Origin of the sequence: Novosphingobium nitrogenifigens DSM 19370 (assembly GCF_000192575.1) — a bacterium.
Lineage (GTDB): Bacteria > Pseudomonadota > Alphaproteobacteria > Sphingomonadales > Sphingomonadaceae > Novosphingobium > Novosphingobium nitrogenifigens.
Genome location: NZ_GL876933.1, coordinates 638,302 through 651,770 on the forward strand (window position 1 = coordinate 638,302; position 13,469 = coordinate 651,770).

Sequence of the window (13,469 nt, forward strand, 5' to 3'; positions counted from 1 at the left end):
ACGTTCGGTCGAAGAACTCCGTGAGGGAGCGCTATTGGAGAGTGGCGGGTGGCGAGAGGGCGGCATCGACCGAAGCGGAGACCAGTTCGCGATAATGGGCGAGCATCATGTGTCCGTCGGCAATCGCGATGCGGCGGGCATGGGCCAGTTCCCCATCCCGGCACAGGCTGTCGCTTTCGCTCGTCCCATAGATGCAGGTGACCGGCAGGCCGTGCAGCAGGCGCACGGTCCGGCGCGGATCGCTGTCGGGTTGTCCGGAATAGAAGAAGCCGAGCGGATTGGCATGGAAGAAGACTTGCGTGCCCGGAACGATCAGGACGACCGAGGCGATGCGGGCGCGCAAGTCGGCGGGAAGGACGCCTGCCCCGGTGTCGAGAATATCGGCCCCGAACGAGCCGCCGATCAGGACGATGCGGTTCGCGCCGCTGCGCGTCAGGGCGTCGCGGATCGAATCGGCGACGAGCGTATCGACATAGGCACGGTCGCGCCGATGCAGGAACAGCGCCGAGGAGTTGATCGCCAGCACCGGCACGCCGCGCGCGCGAAAGGCGTCGATGGTTCGGGCATTGGCCCCGATGTCGAGCCCCATGTCGCCGGAAAAGTAAACGGCAACAAGGTCATGGCGGCGCGGGGCCGTCGCGTCGAACCAGCGCCGGGGCTTGAGATCGAAGTAGCCACCCAGCGCCATCATCACGAGAACGAGCAAGGGCGCCAGTGACAACCAGCCAAAAACCTTGCGGCCTGAAAAGTGTATGGGCATGGTGAAACCATTGATCGCAGCGCGTTTCAGCGCGGTGGGGCAATCATTAACTTGCTGTAACGGATTGATAAAGTGTCAACCAGAATTCTGCTGGTCGAAGATGATGCCCAGATCGGCGACTATATCGCGCGAGGCCTCGATGAAGAAGGCTTCGTTGTCGATCGTGCCGACAATGGCCGTGACGGTCTGTTCATGGCGACAGACAGTCAATTCGATGTCGTGGTGCTCGATCGCATGCTTCCGGGCATGGATGGACTTTCCTTGCTCAAGGCGATGCGTGCCGCTGATGTCGATACGCCGGTGCTGATGCTTTCGGCATTGGGCAGTACCGATGATCGCGTGTCGGGTCTGACGGCCGGCGCCGACGACTATCTGGGCAAGCCGTTTTCCTTTGCCGAACTGCTCGCGCGGGTTCAGGCGCTGATCCGTCGGCGTTCGGGGCCTGCCAAGGCGCAGGAAACCGGTTTGCGCTGTGGCGATCTGGAGTTGGATCGACTGACCCGCGTGGTCAAGCGGGGCGGGCGCAAGATCGCCTTGCAGCCGCGCGAGTTCCGTCTGCTCGAATATCTCATGCTGCATCAGGGCGAAGTGGTGACGCGCACCATGCTGCTCGAAGCGGTGTGGGACTATCATTTCGACCCAGGCACCAATGTCATCGACGTCCATATCAGCCGTCTGCGGCGCAAGATCGACGACGGCGAGGCGCAAGTGCTGTTCCACACCGTACGCGGCGCGGGATACCGGCTGGCCGCCGACTGACGCGAGGCATTGTTCATGCCCTCGTTTCCCCGGTCGTCTCCCCGTCGCCTCTCGCCCACGATGGTGTGGCTGGTCGCGGCCGTGTTCGTGCTGCAATTGCTGTCGAGCGCGGCGGCGATCTATTTCCTGCGCGGGCAGATGCTCGAAGTCGTGCGCGCCGACCGTATGCGGCAGGTGCTCGACGTGCGCGACGACTTGCTGGCAACCTATATCCAGGGCGGACGACCGGCGCTGGCACGGATGATCGTCCACCAGGAAGGGGCGGCGGCCGATCCGGTGGTGTTCATTGCGCTTACCGGATCGGGCGCGCCGCTGCTCAGCAATCTTGCGCGGGCTCCGGGAATCGAGGTGTCGTCCCGCCCGCGACCGGTCATGGTCCATCTCGGCCCCGACATCCCGGACATCGAGGGCATGGCGATCGCGGGGCAATTGTCCGACGGCGAACGCCTGATCGTGGGGGTCATGGGGGCGACCGAGCGGCGGTTCAATCTGGCGTTTGCGGCTGCGGTGGGCCTGACCATCCTGGTGGCGGTGGCGCTGGCCTTGGCCAGCGCGCTCCTGCTCGGGTGGGAAATCAGCCGTCGGACTCATGCGATCGCCGAAACCGCGACGGAGCTGGCCTCGGGTAATTTCGGTGCGCGTCTGCCTGAAAACCGGGCGGGCGACGGGTTTGACCATTTGCGTTTGCAGATGAACCGCATGGCCGAGCGGATCGATACGCTGGTTTCCGAACTCAGTTCGGTATCGGGATCGCTGGCGCATGATCTGCGCTCGCCGGTGGCGCGGTTGTCGGCGGCGATCGACACGGCCTTGTTGCGGGTGGACGAACCCGGCGCGGTCGAGGCCTTGCAGGCCGCCCGCGCCGATGCGGACGGCCTTCACCGCATGCTCGAGACTGCGCTCGAAATCACCCGGCTCGAAGGCGGCGCGGTCGCGGACCGGCGCCAGTCGATCAATCTCGCTCAGGTGGTCGAGGACATGGCCGAGCTTTATGAGCCTTTGGCCGAGCAGTCGGGCGTGCAGCTCGTGACCGAGCTGGAGCCGGTGGTGGCGGCCGTTGACCGCGAGCTGCTGTCGCGGGCGATCGCCAACCTTGTCGACAATGCGCTCAAATACGGGGGACACCGGATCGTCCTGCGCACGGCGGCCTTGCCTACGCAGGCCGAAATCGACGTGATCGACGATGGACCAGGCATTCCTGCCGAGGATCGGCAGCGAGTGGTCGAGCGGTTCGTCCGGCTCGACAATGCCCGGACTTTGCCGGGCGGGGGACTGGGGCTTGCCATGGTGGCCGCTGTCGCGCGGCTGCACGGGGGCGAACTCATTCTGCGTGGGCGCGACGACGGCGAGAAGGCCGGGTTGGTCGCGACCTTGCGCATTCCGCGATAGGATGCCGAGGCTGGTCCGCACCAGCTTCGGCATCACGATCTTAGGCCTCAGGTTTGGGGCGTGCTGACCCGGCCGGTGCGTTCGAGCTTGCCCCAGCCGATGCCGAGCCCGGCCAGCGCCGATCCGACTGCGCGGATCACCACCCCGTACATGAGCTGGCGATAGACGAACCGCTGCATCAGCAGCAGCAGCGGCGGGAACCGCTTTTCCCGCACGTCGAGGCGATAGGCGACCCAGCCGCACAGGAGGTCGATCGACGTGAACCCGATCCAGTAGACCCCCATGCGCAGCACGTCGGTCTGGGTCTGGGCCCAGCCGTGCTGCATGATGCGCACGATCGTCCCGACGATCGACACGGCGAGCGCCAAGTCGATCAGCGGCGAGATCATGGCAAAGCAGATCTGGAACAACCAAGCCTGCGGCATCCCGACGAAAGCGAGGCCCGAAGGCGTGCGCCGCGACAGGACGGAGCGGTGCTTCCACAGGCACTGCAGCGTGCCGTAGGCCCAGCGGAACCGCTGCTTGCCCAGCGCGCGCAGGGTTTCGGGCGCTTCGGTCCAGGCCACCGCGTCTTCGTCGTAGGCGACTTTCCAGCCGTGGCGCTGGATCGCGATGGTAAGGTCCTGATCTTCGGCAAGGGTGTCTTCGGGATAGCCGCCGACATCTTCGAGCGCACTGCGGCGCCAGGCGCCGACGGCACCGGGAACCACGGTGATCGCGTCGAAACGGGTGAGCGCGCGCCGTTCGATGTTCTGCGCGGTCACATATTCGATCGCCTGCCAGCGGGTGACCAGATTGACGCGATTGCCGACTTTGGCATTGCCCGCGACTGCGCCGATATCCTCGCGCTGGAACCAGCGGACCAGCTTGGCGATGGTCTGCGGCTCGAACTGGGTATCGGCGTCGAGTGCGACGATGATCTCGCCGTTGGCCTGTTCCAGCGCGCGGTTGAGTGCGCGGGCCTTGCCGCCGTTCGCCATGGTCATCAGCCGCACGCGCGGATCGTTGCCGAAGACTTCGGCGACGATCGGGCTCGTCCGGTCCTTCGACCCGTCGTCCGCGACGATCACTTCGATCGGGTGATAGTCGCTGGCAAGAATGCGATGGACCGAGGCCTCGATCACGCGCTCTTCGTTATAGGCGGGAATGATGACCGACACGAGCGGGCGATAGGCTTCCCCGGCTTCGGCACCGTTCTCGGCCTCATCCGTCGGCATCGGCAGTCCGACCCGGCGTTCGGGGAACAGGGCAAGGCCCGTCATCCCCAGCGCACGGATCACGCCCAGCGCGATGGCGAAGAAGAACATCCATTTGAGGCCGTCGAGAATCCCCGCGAGCACCACGAAGATGCCGACGTCGAGCCGCACCGCGACCAGATCCCAGCCTTCGACCTTGGGCATGACCGCATCGCGGTTGAGCCCCGCGAGAGCCGAGGCCGGAACGAAAGTGTAGCCATCCGAACGGAGCTTTTCGATGATGCGCGGCAGCGCGAGCACGGTCTGGCTGCGGTCGCCGCCGCCATCGTGCAGCAGGATCACGTTGACGGTGCGGTCGGGGGTCTGGTCCTCGACCGCGCTGACCGAACGGCGGAAGATGTCGTCGGCGCTGCGCTTCATCCAGTCGCCCGGATCGCCGTGGAGGCCGACGATGGTGTACCCCTGTTGCTGGGCAATGAGGGCAGGGCCGAGTTCGTCGGGCGTAGTGGGTTCCGCGTCGCCGAAATAGGGCGCACGGAAGAGACGGGTGGAGCGCCCGGTATAGGCCTCGATCAGGCGTTGCGTGGCGTTGAGTTCCAACCGGGCGCCGGTGTCGCTCATGTCCGCCATGTTCGGATGGGTATAGCTGTGATTGCCGATTTCCGAGCCGCTGGCGATGATCCGTTCGAGCAGGCCGCGGTTCGAAACGCCGTTCTCGCCGATCACGAAGAACGTGCCGGGGACGTGATAGCGTTCGAGGATCGAGAGGATCTGCGGCGTGTACTTGGGATCGGGGCCGTCGTCGAAGGTCAGGGCGATCTGTTTCGCCCTCGCGCCGGTGCGCCGCACGACATAGGGCGTGGGCAGCGCGTCATAGCGTTCGTCGGTGATGAGCGAGGATTTCGCGTCGAAAGCCAGCGTTCGGTTGCCCGCCTTGGGCACCGAATCGATGCGCAGGATTTCGCCGTTCCCTTCGACGTCGACATTGGTCATTTCGCGCAAAGGACCGAGATTGGGAACGGCCTTGCCCCCCTGCCGCCAACTTGAGAGCGCGGTCCAGAAACCGGGGTCTTCCGACCCCAGGCGCCAGAGCGCGACCGAGCCGATGCCCATGCGTCCCAGAACCTGCATCTGGTTCCAGCTCGTGGCGGCGTCGAGCATCCAGACGTCGTGGCGAATGCCGGGCGTACCCGGATTGGAGTCGCTGTCTTCGACAAAGGCAAAACCGGAATTGCCGCTGGCCTTGTCCCACATCGGGCTGGTGCCGCTGTCGTGCGCGGAAAGCCAGGCTTCTTCGATGGTCATCGGGTCGGCGGCGCCCCCGTGCCAGTCGTAGCCATAGCTGCCGAGCGCGACGATGACCTTGTCTGCCGGAATGCCCTTGAGCGCGGAAGTCAGGTGCGAGACGAACCAGCCGTTGGAGGCGATCGGCCCCGGTTCCCCGGTTTCATAGTGCTCGTCATAGGCCATCAGGACGACCTTGTCGGTGACCTGGGCAAAGGCGCGCGGCGACCAGTTCTCGTCGTCGACCGGCACCGTCACCGAGACGATGCGATGCTTGGGCGCGAGCCGGGCATGAAGTTCGATCAGGAACTGGCGCAGGACTTTGATCCCGACCGGTTGCAGGGCCTCGAAGTCGATCATGACCCCCGCGTCGCCATTGGCGTCGAGCGCGGCGTCGATACTGCGCACGATCGAGGCGCGCTTCATTGGATCGGCAAGAGCGCGGGTGGTTCCCGGGCCGTCCCACACGCCGTTCGCTGCATTTTGCAGGACGTCGATGACCAGCGGGCGATGGAGCGCCCCGGCGAGGATGCGGCGCATGCGCGGATCGTCGGATGCCGAGAAATTGCCGTCATGGTCGAGCGACATCAGCGTCGCGGCGACCCAGTCGAGCCGCGAGGATTGGCGCCAGAGTGAATCGACGCCGTCGATGCCCGAGGTCGAATAGAAACCGACCGTCAGGTTCTTCGACTGGCGCTGGGCCGGTGCGGCACGACGGCCGAACAGCGAGCCGAGTTCGCGCGACAGGCGGCTGACTTCGGTCCGCAGCGGCAACGGCTGCGGCCGTTCAAAGCCGAGATTGAGTGGGGTGGAAGCAGGAACGGTGGCGACCGTGGTCGCAAAGGCGATGGCAGTGCCGATCAGGACGGCAAGGATCGCGAAGACGACGCGGCGTGTCCATCGGCGCCGTTGGCCGGTAGGATCGTAGAAAATCGGGCGTTGCACTGGGTTCCCCGGAATGAGCTGATTGCGCCTATAGCACTGACCGGGTGACGATGGACAGTCGGGAAGGAATCGGAACAGGGGACCGTCTCGTCGCGATTCTGGGCGACCGTCCATCGCCGGATCTGCATTTAGGAAATGCGGCCCGAACCGGCAGTGAGCAAATGATTACCGATTGGCCATATGTTACGGCCCTTTGACGGTTTTCGGATTTGATTTCACCGTCCGTCGAGGCGACGCCCCAGAGTCGTGACCGCCTGCGCTTCATAACCGAGCGCTGTGTAGAACGCGGTCACCGCCGCATTGTCGCTGCGCACCATCAACATGGCCTTGGGGCAGCCGACGGAGGTCAGCCATGCCTCGGCCGCGCGGACAAGCATCCTGCCGATACCTTGCCGCTGCGCCGTGGGGGCGACGCCGAGGTAATAGAACCAGCCGCGATGGCCGTCGTATCCGGCCATGATCGTCCCGACCGGGCTATGCCCGTCCCGCCCCCGGTCGTCTGCGATCAGCACGCGGGCCATGGGGTGGGCAAGGGCAAGGGCGTAGTCGGTTGCCGGATCATTCCACGGCCGGGTCAGTCCCGCAGCCTGCCACAAGGCGATGACGGCCGGGGCATCGGCGTCCTGCGCCGTGCGAATGGAAATCGTGGTTTGGGTCATGTCGGGCATCAAGGAGGTTCCGGGAGATCCTTTCCGTCGGGCGGGGGGGATGGCACCCGACCGGCGCAGAGGCAACCCCGCTGCGTGTAACCGCCGGGCGGGGCAGAACGAATGGAAGGGCGGGTTCCCCCCATTCGGAGCGACGTTCGATGGCCGCACTTCTCCTCACCATGCTGGGCGGTGCCCTGGCGGTTTCCTGCCTGACCATTCTGCTCGTAACCGGAGACCGGCGCCTGCGACGCGGTCGGCGCTCGGCACTGGGCGGGGCGGTCCTGGGCGGGCTTGCCGGAGTGGGCGCGATGGGGGCTGTCGTCGGCGCCATCGCGGGCAGCCTGCTCGGCAGCGCGCCCGCGCTTGCCTCGCAAGGCGAGGTGCCTTCGCTCGATGTCGGTGGAACCTGGATCAATTCGGCCCCGCTGTCGCGACAGGATCTGCGCGGCAAAGTGGTTCTGGTCGATTTCTGGACCTACAGCTGCATCAATTGCCTGCATACGCTGCCCTATCTCAAGGCGTGGCAGGACAAATACGGCAAGGACGGCCTGGTCATTGTCGGCGTCCATGCACCCGAGTTCGATTTCGAAAAGGACCTGGGCAATGTGCGCCGGGCGATCGCGCGGTTCGACATCACTTATCCGGTGGTCACCGACAACGACTACCGTATCTGGAATTCGTTCTCGAACCGCTATTGGCCCGCACACTATTTCGTCGATGCGCAAGGGCGCATCCGCCACAGCCATTTCGGCGAAGGCGACTATGACCAGTCGGAAAAGGTGATCCAGCAGCTCCTTGCCGAAGCGCATCCCGGCAAGGCCTATGGCGGGTTCGTGGTGCAGCCCGGGCGCCGTCCATAGGAGGGCCGGTCTCCATCTCTATTTCCGGGCAGCCCCGCGCCAGCCCTCGTTCATCGCGGCCTGCTCTTGCGCTGCGTCGAGCGGATCGCCGGTCGCCATCTGCTGAGCGAGTTCCATAAGCTCGGCCTGCGCCGATCCGGCCTGTCGATAGGCGGTTCCGGTTTCCTGCGTGCCGGGCAGAACGTGCTGCAATTGCCATGCGTCTTGCGCGCGGCAGGCAATGCCCGAGGCCGCGCGACCGCTGAAGACCCGGCACAAACTGCCGTCGCCACGGCGGAACGACCCCAGGATCTGCACCGGCGCCCCCGCATTGGCCGAGGCCAGTTGGTGGTCGAGCGCTCCGGCGAGTTCGCCCCCGGCGACAAGGGCGCCGCCGCGCGTCACGATCGGTCCGGGCGAGGTTATCCGCGTTCCGGCAAAAAGCCCGAGCACCAGCGATGCGGCAATCGCCGCCCCGAACCAGACGGGTTGCCGCCAGGCCGGTGTGCGCCGCGCGCGGGCTTCGTCGAGCGAATGGACTTGCGCAGTTGGCGCAGTGGGGGCGTCACTGCTCCGGATCATGGCGACCCATTCGGCGGGAAGCGGTTCGTCGTCGACTTTGGCGAAATGCGCGCGCAGGCTGTCGCGAACCGCGCGTTCGGCGGCGATGCGTTCGGCAAGGGCCGGGTCGGCCAGCGCGGCGAGCGTCACGCGCTCGCGCGCGGGCGTGTCGAGTTCGTCGTCGACATAGGCCATGATTTCTTCGGGCGTGACGGTCACGGCAATTCTCCCAGCGCCCGCATCAGGGCTTCGCGCCCGCGCACGAGCCGCGATGTCAGCGTCCCGATCGGGCAGCCGATGATTTCGGCGGCTTCCTTGTAGGCAAACCCTTCGACCAGAACGAGCATGACCGCTTCGCGCTGTTCGTCGGGCAAGTGGATCATGGCGCGGGCGACATTCCCGAGTTCGGCATGGGCCTCGATCCCCGCATCCCCGGCGATGCCGACGTGATCGCCTTCCTCTTCGGGCACGAAAGTCTGGCCGCGCCGCGTGCGGGCCCGGGCTTCGTCGATCCAGAGATTGCGCATGATCCTGTACACCCATGCATCGAGCCGCGTTCCTTCCTGCCACAGATGCGCAGACTTGAGCGCGCGCTCGATCGTTGCCTGGCACAAGTCGTCGCCGTCGGTCGCATCGCGGGCAAGTCCGCGGGCAAAGCGCCGCATTTGCGGCAGCAGCCTCACGAGTTCCTCGCCGAATGGGGCCGATTTCAACGCCGATGCCTTGTCTTTGACGGAACGGTCATGGATGGAACGGACGACCAGGGTCGTTTGATCCGCAGTGGTGCGATGAAATTCAACCGGGGACAAGCCCATGGCGCGGCGATACACGGCCTTTCTGGTTCTGGCGGCGGTCCTGCCAGCGGTCTTGGTTGCGGGACCGGCGATGGCCCAACTGGGCGGGCAGCTGGGATTGCCGACCGCTTTGCCCGGCGGTGGCGTGGCCGGTTCGCTCGATCGACTGCGGTCGGGGATCGGCACCGTGCTCGAGCCTGTCGATGCGCTGGGGCAGGATCTTGCCCGAATGGTTCGCGCCCGGACCGACCGTCTCGCTGCATTCGTGCGCACCCACCGCGATACGGTGGAGGTCGACGATCTCGGGCAACCGGCGCGCGCGCATGAACTCCTCTTGCTCGATCCCGATGACGCCGGGCTGAAGGTGGCGGGCGAGGCCGGTTTTGCACTGCTCGAAACGGGTCGGATCGACGGGCTCGATCTGCCTTATGCCCGTTTTGCCAGCCCGTCGGGCGAGAGCCTTGCCGCGGCCCTCCGCCACTTGCGCCATGTCCTGCCCGGCCGGACGATCACCGCCGATCAACTTCATTTCGAAAGCGGCAGCGCAGGGGGCGGGAAAGGAGGCGCGGCGCTCCTGGCGCCCAATGGCGGGCGCATCGGTCTTGTCGACGGGGGTGTCCTGCCGGGCCCGCGTATCGTCGCGCAGGCCGGTTTCGCTGCCGGAGCGCCTTGCCCCGACGATCACGCGCAAGCGATCGTTTCGCTTTTGCGCGGCGCGGGCGCGGGGGCCGTTCATGTCGCCGACGTCTATGGCCGCGATCCGGCAGGCGGCAGCGCCTTTGCGATTGCGCGGGCGCTGGGGTGGATGGCGCGCGAACATGTGCCGGTGGTGTCGATCAGCCTGGTCGGCCCGTCCAATCCGCTGCTGGCTCGGGCCGTAGCCGCCGTGCTGGCGCAGGGCATGACCGTGGTCGCCGCAGTCGGCAACGACGGGGCTGCCTCGCCGCCTTCCTATCCGGCTTCCTATGACGGGGTCGTGGCCGTGACCGGCATCGACGGACGTCGCCGGGTCCTGTTCGAGGCGGGCCATGCGCTTCATCTCGACTATGCGGCGCCCGGGGCGGACATGACCGGCATCGGCCTTGACGGAAGGACGCGGGCCTTGCGCGGAACCTCGTTTGCAGCGCCCCTCGTCGCGGCACGACTTGCTGCCTATCGGGCGAGCGGGGCCGATGCGTCACAGTCACTGGTCCGGGCCAATGGCGAAGCTCGACCTGCAGGCGCGCGCGTCGGGCGCGGCATCCTGTGCGAGACCTGTCGCAAGGGTATTTGAGTAATTAAAACATAGGTATTTCATTGTCTTGTGAGAAATGTCGTTTTTTCCGGATCAAAAATCGCGCGGCATCCGTTCCTTTCCTAGAGCCCGAATGAATGCGGCTCGGAACCAGGAACGACAGGAGACGAGCGATGAACCGGATGAAGACGACCCTGACCCTTGCCGCGCTTTCGCTTTGCACGATGGCCATGCCTGCCAACGCCCAGCATCTGGGTGGTGCGCTCGGTGGCGGTCTGGGCGGGATGGGTGGCCTCTCGGGCGGTCTCGGTGGTTTTGGCGGTGGTTTTGGGGGCGTGGGCAGCACGGTCGGCAGCTTCGACGATGAAGTGGGCAGCGCCGCGTCCTCGACCCGCACGGTCGCCCGAGGGGCCGCGACGACCAGCGGAACCCAGTCCGCCAATCCCCGCACCGGCAAGGTTTCGGCCCAGCGCAGCGGTTCGGCATCCGGTTCGGCCGGGCTGACGCAGACCGCGACGGCCACGGCTCCGGCAGCGGGCACCCGCACACTCGCACTGGCGGGCAATGCCGCCGGTTCGGCAAGCGGATCGGGCAGCGCGCAGGCGCAACTGGTCGGTAGCGATGCCGTGACCTCGACGGCGCAGTCGGTCCGCACGGCCACGACCGCAGCAGCAACCGGTGCGGTCACGCGCGCGAGCCGCTATGCCTCGACAGCGGCCCGGATGGCGGATCGGTCGGCGAATCATTTGGCGACTGGCGCTGCGAACGACGCGGTTCTGGTGAGCGGCGCGGCAGGGCGGGGCAGCCTTGCCCTGGCGGGGAGCGCGGCGGGGAATTTGGCCGGGACGGTTCCGGTCGCGCCGGGCATGGCGTTCATGACGCCGACCGGCGCGCGCCTGGGCAAAGTGAAGCAGGTCGTTGCCGACAGCAGCGGTCAGGTCCGAAGCCTTGTCGTCCGTGCGGGCAAGACCGACCTTACTTTTCCTGCAACGGGTGTCGCAGCGAACGGTTCGGGCAAGGGCCTGGTCGCACTCGATGGCAGCACGCCGGGCAACGGGACGGCGCAAGGCAACACGACGGGGGGTGGAAAGACGGGGCAGGCGCCGGGCCGCTGACCCCACCTTTCATCATGAAAAAAGGGCCGCAGATTGTCGTCTGGGGCCCTTTTCGTGTTCGGTCAGGGGATCATTCCCACTCGATCGTGCCGGGCGGCTTCGAGGTGTAGTCATAGACTACACGGTTGATGCCCTTCACTTCGTTGACAATGCGGGTCGCCACGCGGGACAGGAACCCGGCGTCGAAGGGATAGATGTCGGCGGTCATGCCGTCGGTCGAAGTCACTGCGCGCAGGGCACAGACCGAATCATACGTGCGGAAGTCGCCCATGACGCCGACCGTGCGTACCGGCAGCAGCACTGCAAAGGCCTGCCAGATCGCGTCGTAGAGACCCGCCTTGCGGATTTCGTCGAGGTAGATCGCGTCCGCCTTGCGCAGGATGTCGCAGCGTTCGCGGGTGACTTCGCCCGGGATGCGGATGGCAAGGCCGGGGCCGGGGAAGGGGTGGCGGCCGACGAAGATGTCGGGCAGGCCCAGTTCGCGGCCCAGTTCGCGGACTTCGTCCTTGAACAGTTCGCGCAGCGGCTCGACCAGCTTCATATTCATGCGTTCGGGCAGGCCGCCGACATTGTGGTGGCTCTTGATCGTGACCGAAGGCCCGCCGGTGAACGACACGCTTTCGATGACGTCGGGATAGAGCGTGCCCTGGGCAAGGAAATCTGCGCCGCCGACCTGGCGGGCTTCTTCCTCGAACACGTCGATGAAGGTCTTGCCGATGAATTTGCGCTTGGCTTCCGGATCGGTGACGCCTTCCAGTCCTTTCAGGAACAGGGTCGAGGCATCGCGGTGAACCAGCGGGATGTTGTAATGGTTGCGGAACAGGCCGACGACCTGTTCGGCTTCGCCAAGGCGCATCAATCCGTGATCGACGAAGACGCAGGTCAGCTGGTCGCCGATCGCTTCGTGGATAAGAACGGCGGCGACCGCCGAATCGACCCCGCCCGAAAGGCCGCAGATGACGCGCGCGTCACCGACCTGTTCGCGGATTTCCGCGATCTTGGTCTTGCGGAATTCGGCCATGGTCCAGTCACCGCGACAGCCGCAGACGTGACGGACGAAATTGGCGATGAGCTTGCCCCCGTCGGGCGTGTGCACGACTTCGGGGTGGAACTGGGTGCCGTAATACTTGCGCGTGTCGTCGGCGATCACGGCAAAGGGCGCGCCGTCGGATACCGCGACGATGCGGAAGCCGGAGGCGAATTCGGTGACCTTGTCGCCGTGGCTCATCCACACCTGATGACGTTCGCCCACCTGCCACAGTCCGTCGAAGAGGACGCAGGGTTCAGTCACGGTCAGGAAGGCGCGGCCGAATTCACCGGCATCGCCCGGTTCGACCTGGCCGCCCAGCTGCTGGCTCATGACCTGCTGGCCGTAACAGATGCCCAGAATGGGCAGGCCGCTGTCGAACAGCACTTGCGGTGCGCGCGGGCTGCCGTCGGCGGGCACGCTGGCCGGAGAGCCCGAGAGAATGATCCCCTTGGGCTTCATCCGGGCAAAGGCGGCTTCGGCCTGCGTGAAGGGAGCGATTTCGGAATAGACGCCGGCCTCGCGCACGCGCCGCGCGATCAGCTGCGTCACCTGGCTGCCGAAGTCGACGATCAGGATGGATTCGGAAGTCTCGATGCTCATGGCCGGCCGATAGAGACGTGCGCCTGCGCTGTCCAGCCTTGCCGGAAAAGGCAGGTCACGGCGGCCCCGTGAATCTTTTGAAAAGGCAATTGAGAAGCACGCAATGCAAAATTCGAATTGCAAATACTGCAAATAGAGTCGCTGACTCCGCACTTGTGATGTACGTCAAAAGGCGTATTTGCGGCCTCGGTTCAGACGCTCCTGCATTCCACACCCTGCCGGCGCACCGAACCTGGGAGACTGCCTGAAAGAGCCTTCATTCCAAGGAGGACATTATGCGCAGCATCGCTTCAGTCGTGCTGCCGATCATCCT

Annotated in this window: 11 protein-coding genes; 5 read left to right on the plus strand and 6 right to left on the minus strand. The window is 65.7% G+C overall.

What is annotated here, in order from left to right; translation table 11 throughout:
• Positions 1-31 precede the first annotated feature (31 nt).
• Positions 32-721: an AcvB/VirJ family lysyl-phosphatidylglycerol hydrolase gene (locus Y88_RS12910; RefSeq protein ID WP_018075488.1), complete on the minus strand. Its 690-nt coding sequence runs from the start codon at positions 719-721 to the stop codon at positions 32-34.
• A 111-nt stretch (positions 722-832) separates the two neighbouring features.
• Here Y88_RS12910 and Y88_RS12915 point away from each other — a divergent pair, with 111 nt between their 5' ends.
• The gene (locus tag Y88_RS12915; protein WP_018075487.1) at positions 833-1,519 is read left to right on the plus strand and encodes a response regulator transcription factor; all 687 of its coding nucleotides are present in this window, start codon (positions 833-835) and stop codon (positions 1,517-1,519) included.
• 15 nt (positions 1,520-1,534) lie between these two features.
• The gene (locus tag Y88_RS12920) at positions 1,535-2,908 is read left to right on the plus strand and encodes a sensor histidine kinase (RefSeq protein WP_232281063.1); all 1,374 of its coding nucleotides are present in this window, start codon (positions 1,535-1,537) and stop codon (positions 2,906-2,908) included.
• A 47-nt stretch (positions 2,909-2,955) separates the two neighbouring features.
• On the opposite strand, the gene Y88_RS12925 is transcribed toward Y88_RS12920, so the two are convergent.
• Entirely contained in the window at positions 2,956-6,333 is a 3,378-nt protein-coding gene (locus Y88_RS12925; RefSeq protein ID WP_008069993.1) for a glycosyltransferase, read from the minus strand.
• Between the two features lie 215 nt (positions 6,334-6,548).
• Positions 6,549-7,001 (minus strand): GNAT family acetyltransferase, encoded by a 453-nt coding sequence (locus Y88_RS12930; protein WP_008069994.1) that lies wholly within the window; start codon positions 6,999-7,001, stop codon positions 6,549-6,551.
• Positions 7,002-7,141: 140 nt separating this feature from the next.
• Between Y88_RS12930 and Y88_RS12935 the strand changes: the two genes are divergently transcribed.
• On the plus strand, positions 7,142-7,843 hold the full coding sequence (locus tag Y88_RS12935; protein ID WP_008069995.1) for a thioredoxin family protein: 702 nt from the start codon (positions 7,142-7,144) through the stop codon (positions 7,841-7,843).
• A gap of 18 nt (positions 7,844-7,861) precedes the next feature.
• On the opposite strand, the gene Y88_RS12940 is transcribed toward Y88_RS12935, so the two are convergent.
• Complete coding sequence (locus tag Y88_RS12940; protein WP_008069996.1) at positions 7,862-8,602, minus strand: anti-sigma factor; 741 nt, start codon at positions 8,600-8,602, stop codon at positions 7,862-7,864.
• Entirely contained in the window at positions 8,599-9,192 is a 594-nt protein-coding gene (locus tag Y88_RS12945; protein ID WP_018075486.1) for an RNA polymerase sigma factor, read from the minus strand. The genes Y88_RS12940 and Y88_RS12945 overlap by 4 nt, the downstream gene beginning before the upstream one ends.
• Before the next feature lie 4 nt (positions 9,193-9,196).
• On the opposite strand from Y88_RS12945, the gene Y88_RS12950 reads away from it, so the two are divergent.
• Positions 9,197-10,450, plus strand: a complete 1,254-nt coding sequence (locus tag Y88_RS12950; protein WP_008069999.1) for a S8 family serine peptidase — start codon at positions 9,197-9,199, stop codon at positions 10,448-10,450.
• Positions 10,451-10,584: 134 nt separating this feature from the next.
• Complete coding sequence (locus Y88_RS12955; RefSeq protein ID WP_008070000.1) at positions 10,585-11,526, plus strand: hypothetical protein; 942 nt, start codon at positions 10,585-10,587, stop codon at positions 11,524-11,526.
• Between the two features lie 70 nt (positions 11,527-11,596).
• On the opposite strand, the gene guaA is transcribed toward Y88_RS12955, so the two are convergent.
• Positions 11,597-13,156 (minus strand): glutamine-hydrolyzing GMP synthase, encoded by a 1,560-nt coding sequence (guaA, locus tag Y88_RS12960; protein WP_008070002.1) that lies wholly within the window; start codon positions 13,154-13,156, stop codon positions 11,597-11,599.
• Between the last annotated feature and the right edge of the window lie 313 nt (positions 13,157-13,469).

Bases quoted from the DNA above. Each gene is read 5' to 3' on its own strand.
- Y88_RS12955 (WP_008070000.1), top strand. From the start codon at position 10,585: ATGAACCGGATGAAGACGACCCTGACCCTTGCCGCGCTTTCGCTTTGC.
- guaA (WP_008070002.1), bottom strand. From the start codon at position 13,156: ATGAGCATCGAGACTTCCGAATCCATCCTGATCGTCGACTTCGGCAGC.
- Y88_RS12935 (WP_008069995.1), top strand. From the start codon at position 7,142: ATGGCCGCACTTCTCCTCACCATGCTGGGCGGTGCCCTGGCGGTTTCC.
- Y88_RS12930 (WP_008069994.1), bottom strand. From the start codon at position 7,001: ATGCCCGACATGACCCAAACCACGATTTCCATTCGCACGGCGCAGGAC.
- Y88_RS12920 (WP_232281063.1), top strand. From the start codon at position 1,535: ATGCCCTCGTTTCCCCGGTCGTCTCCCCGTCGCCTCTCGCCCACGATG.
- Y88_RS12950 (WP_008069999.1), top strand. From the start codon at position 9,197: ATGGCGCGGCGATACACGGCCTTTCTGGTTCTGGCGGCGGTCCTGCCA.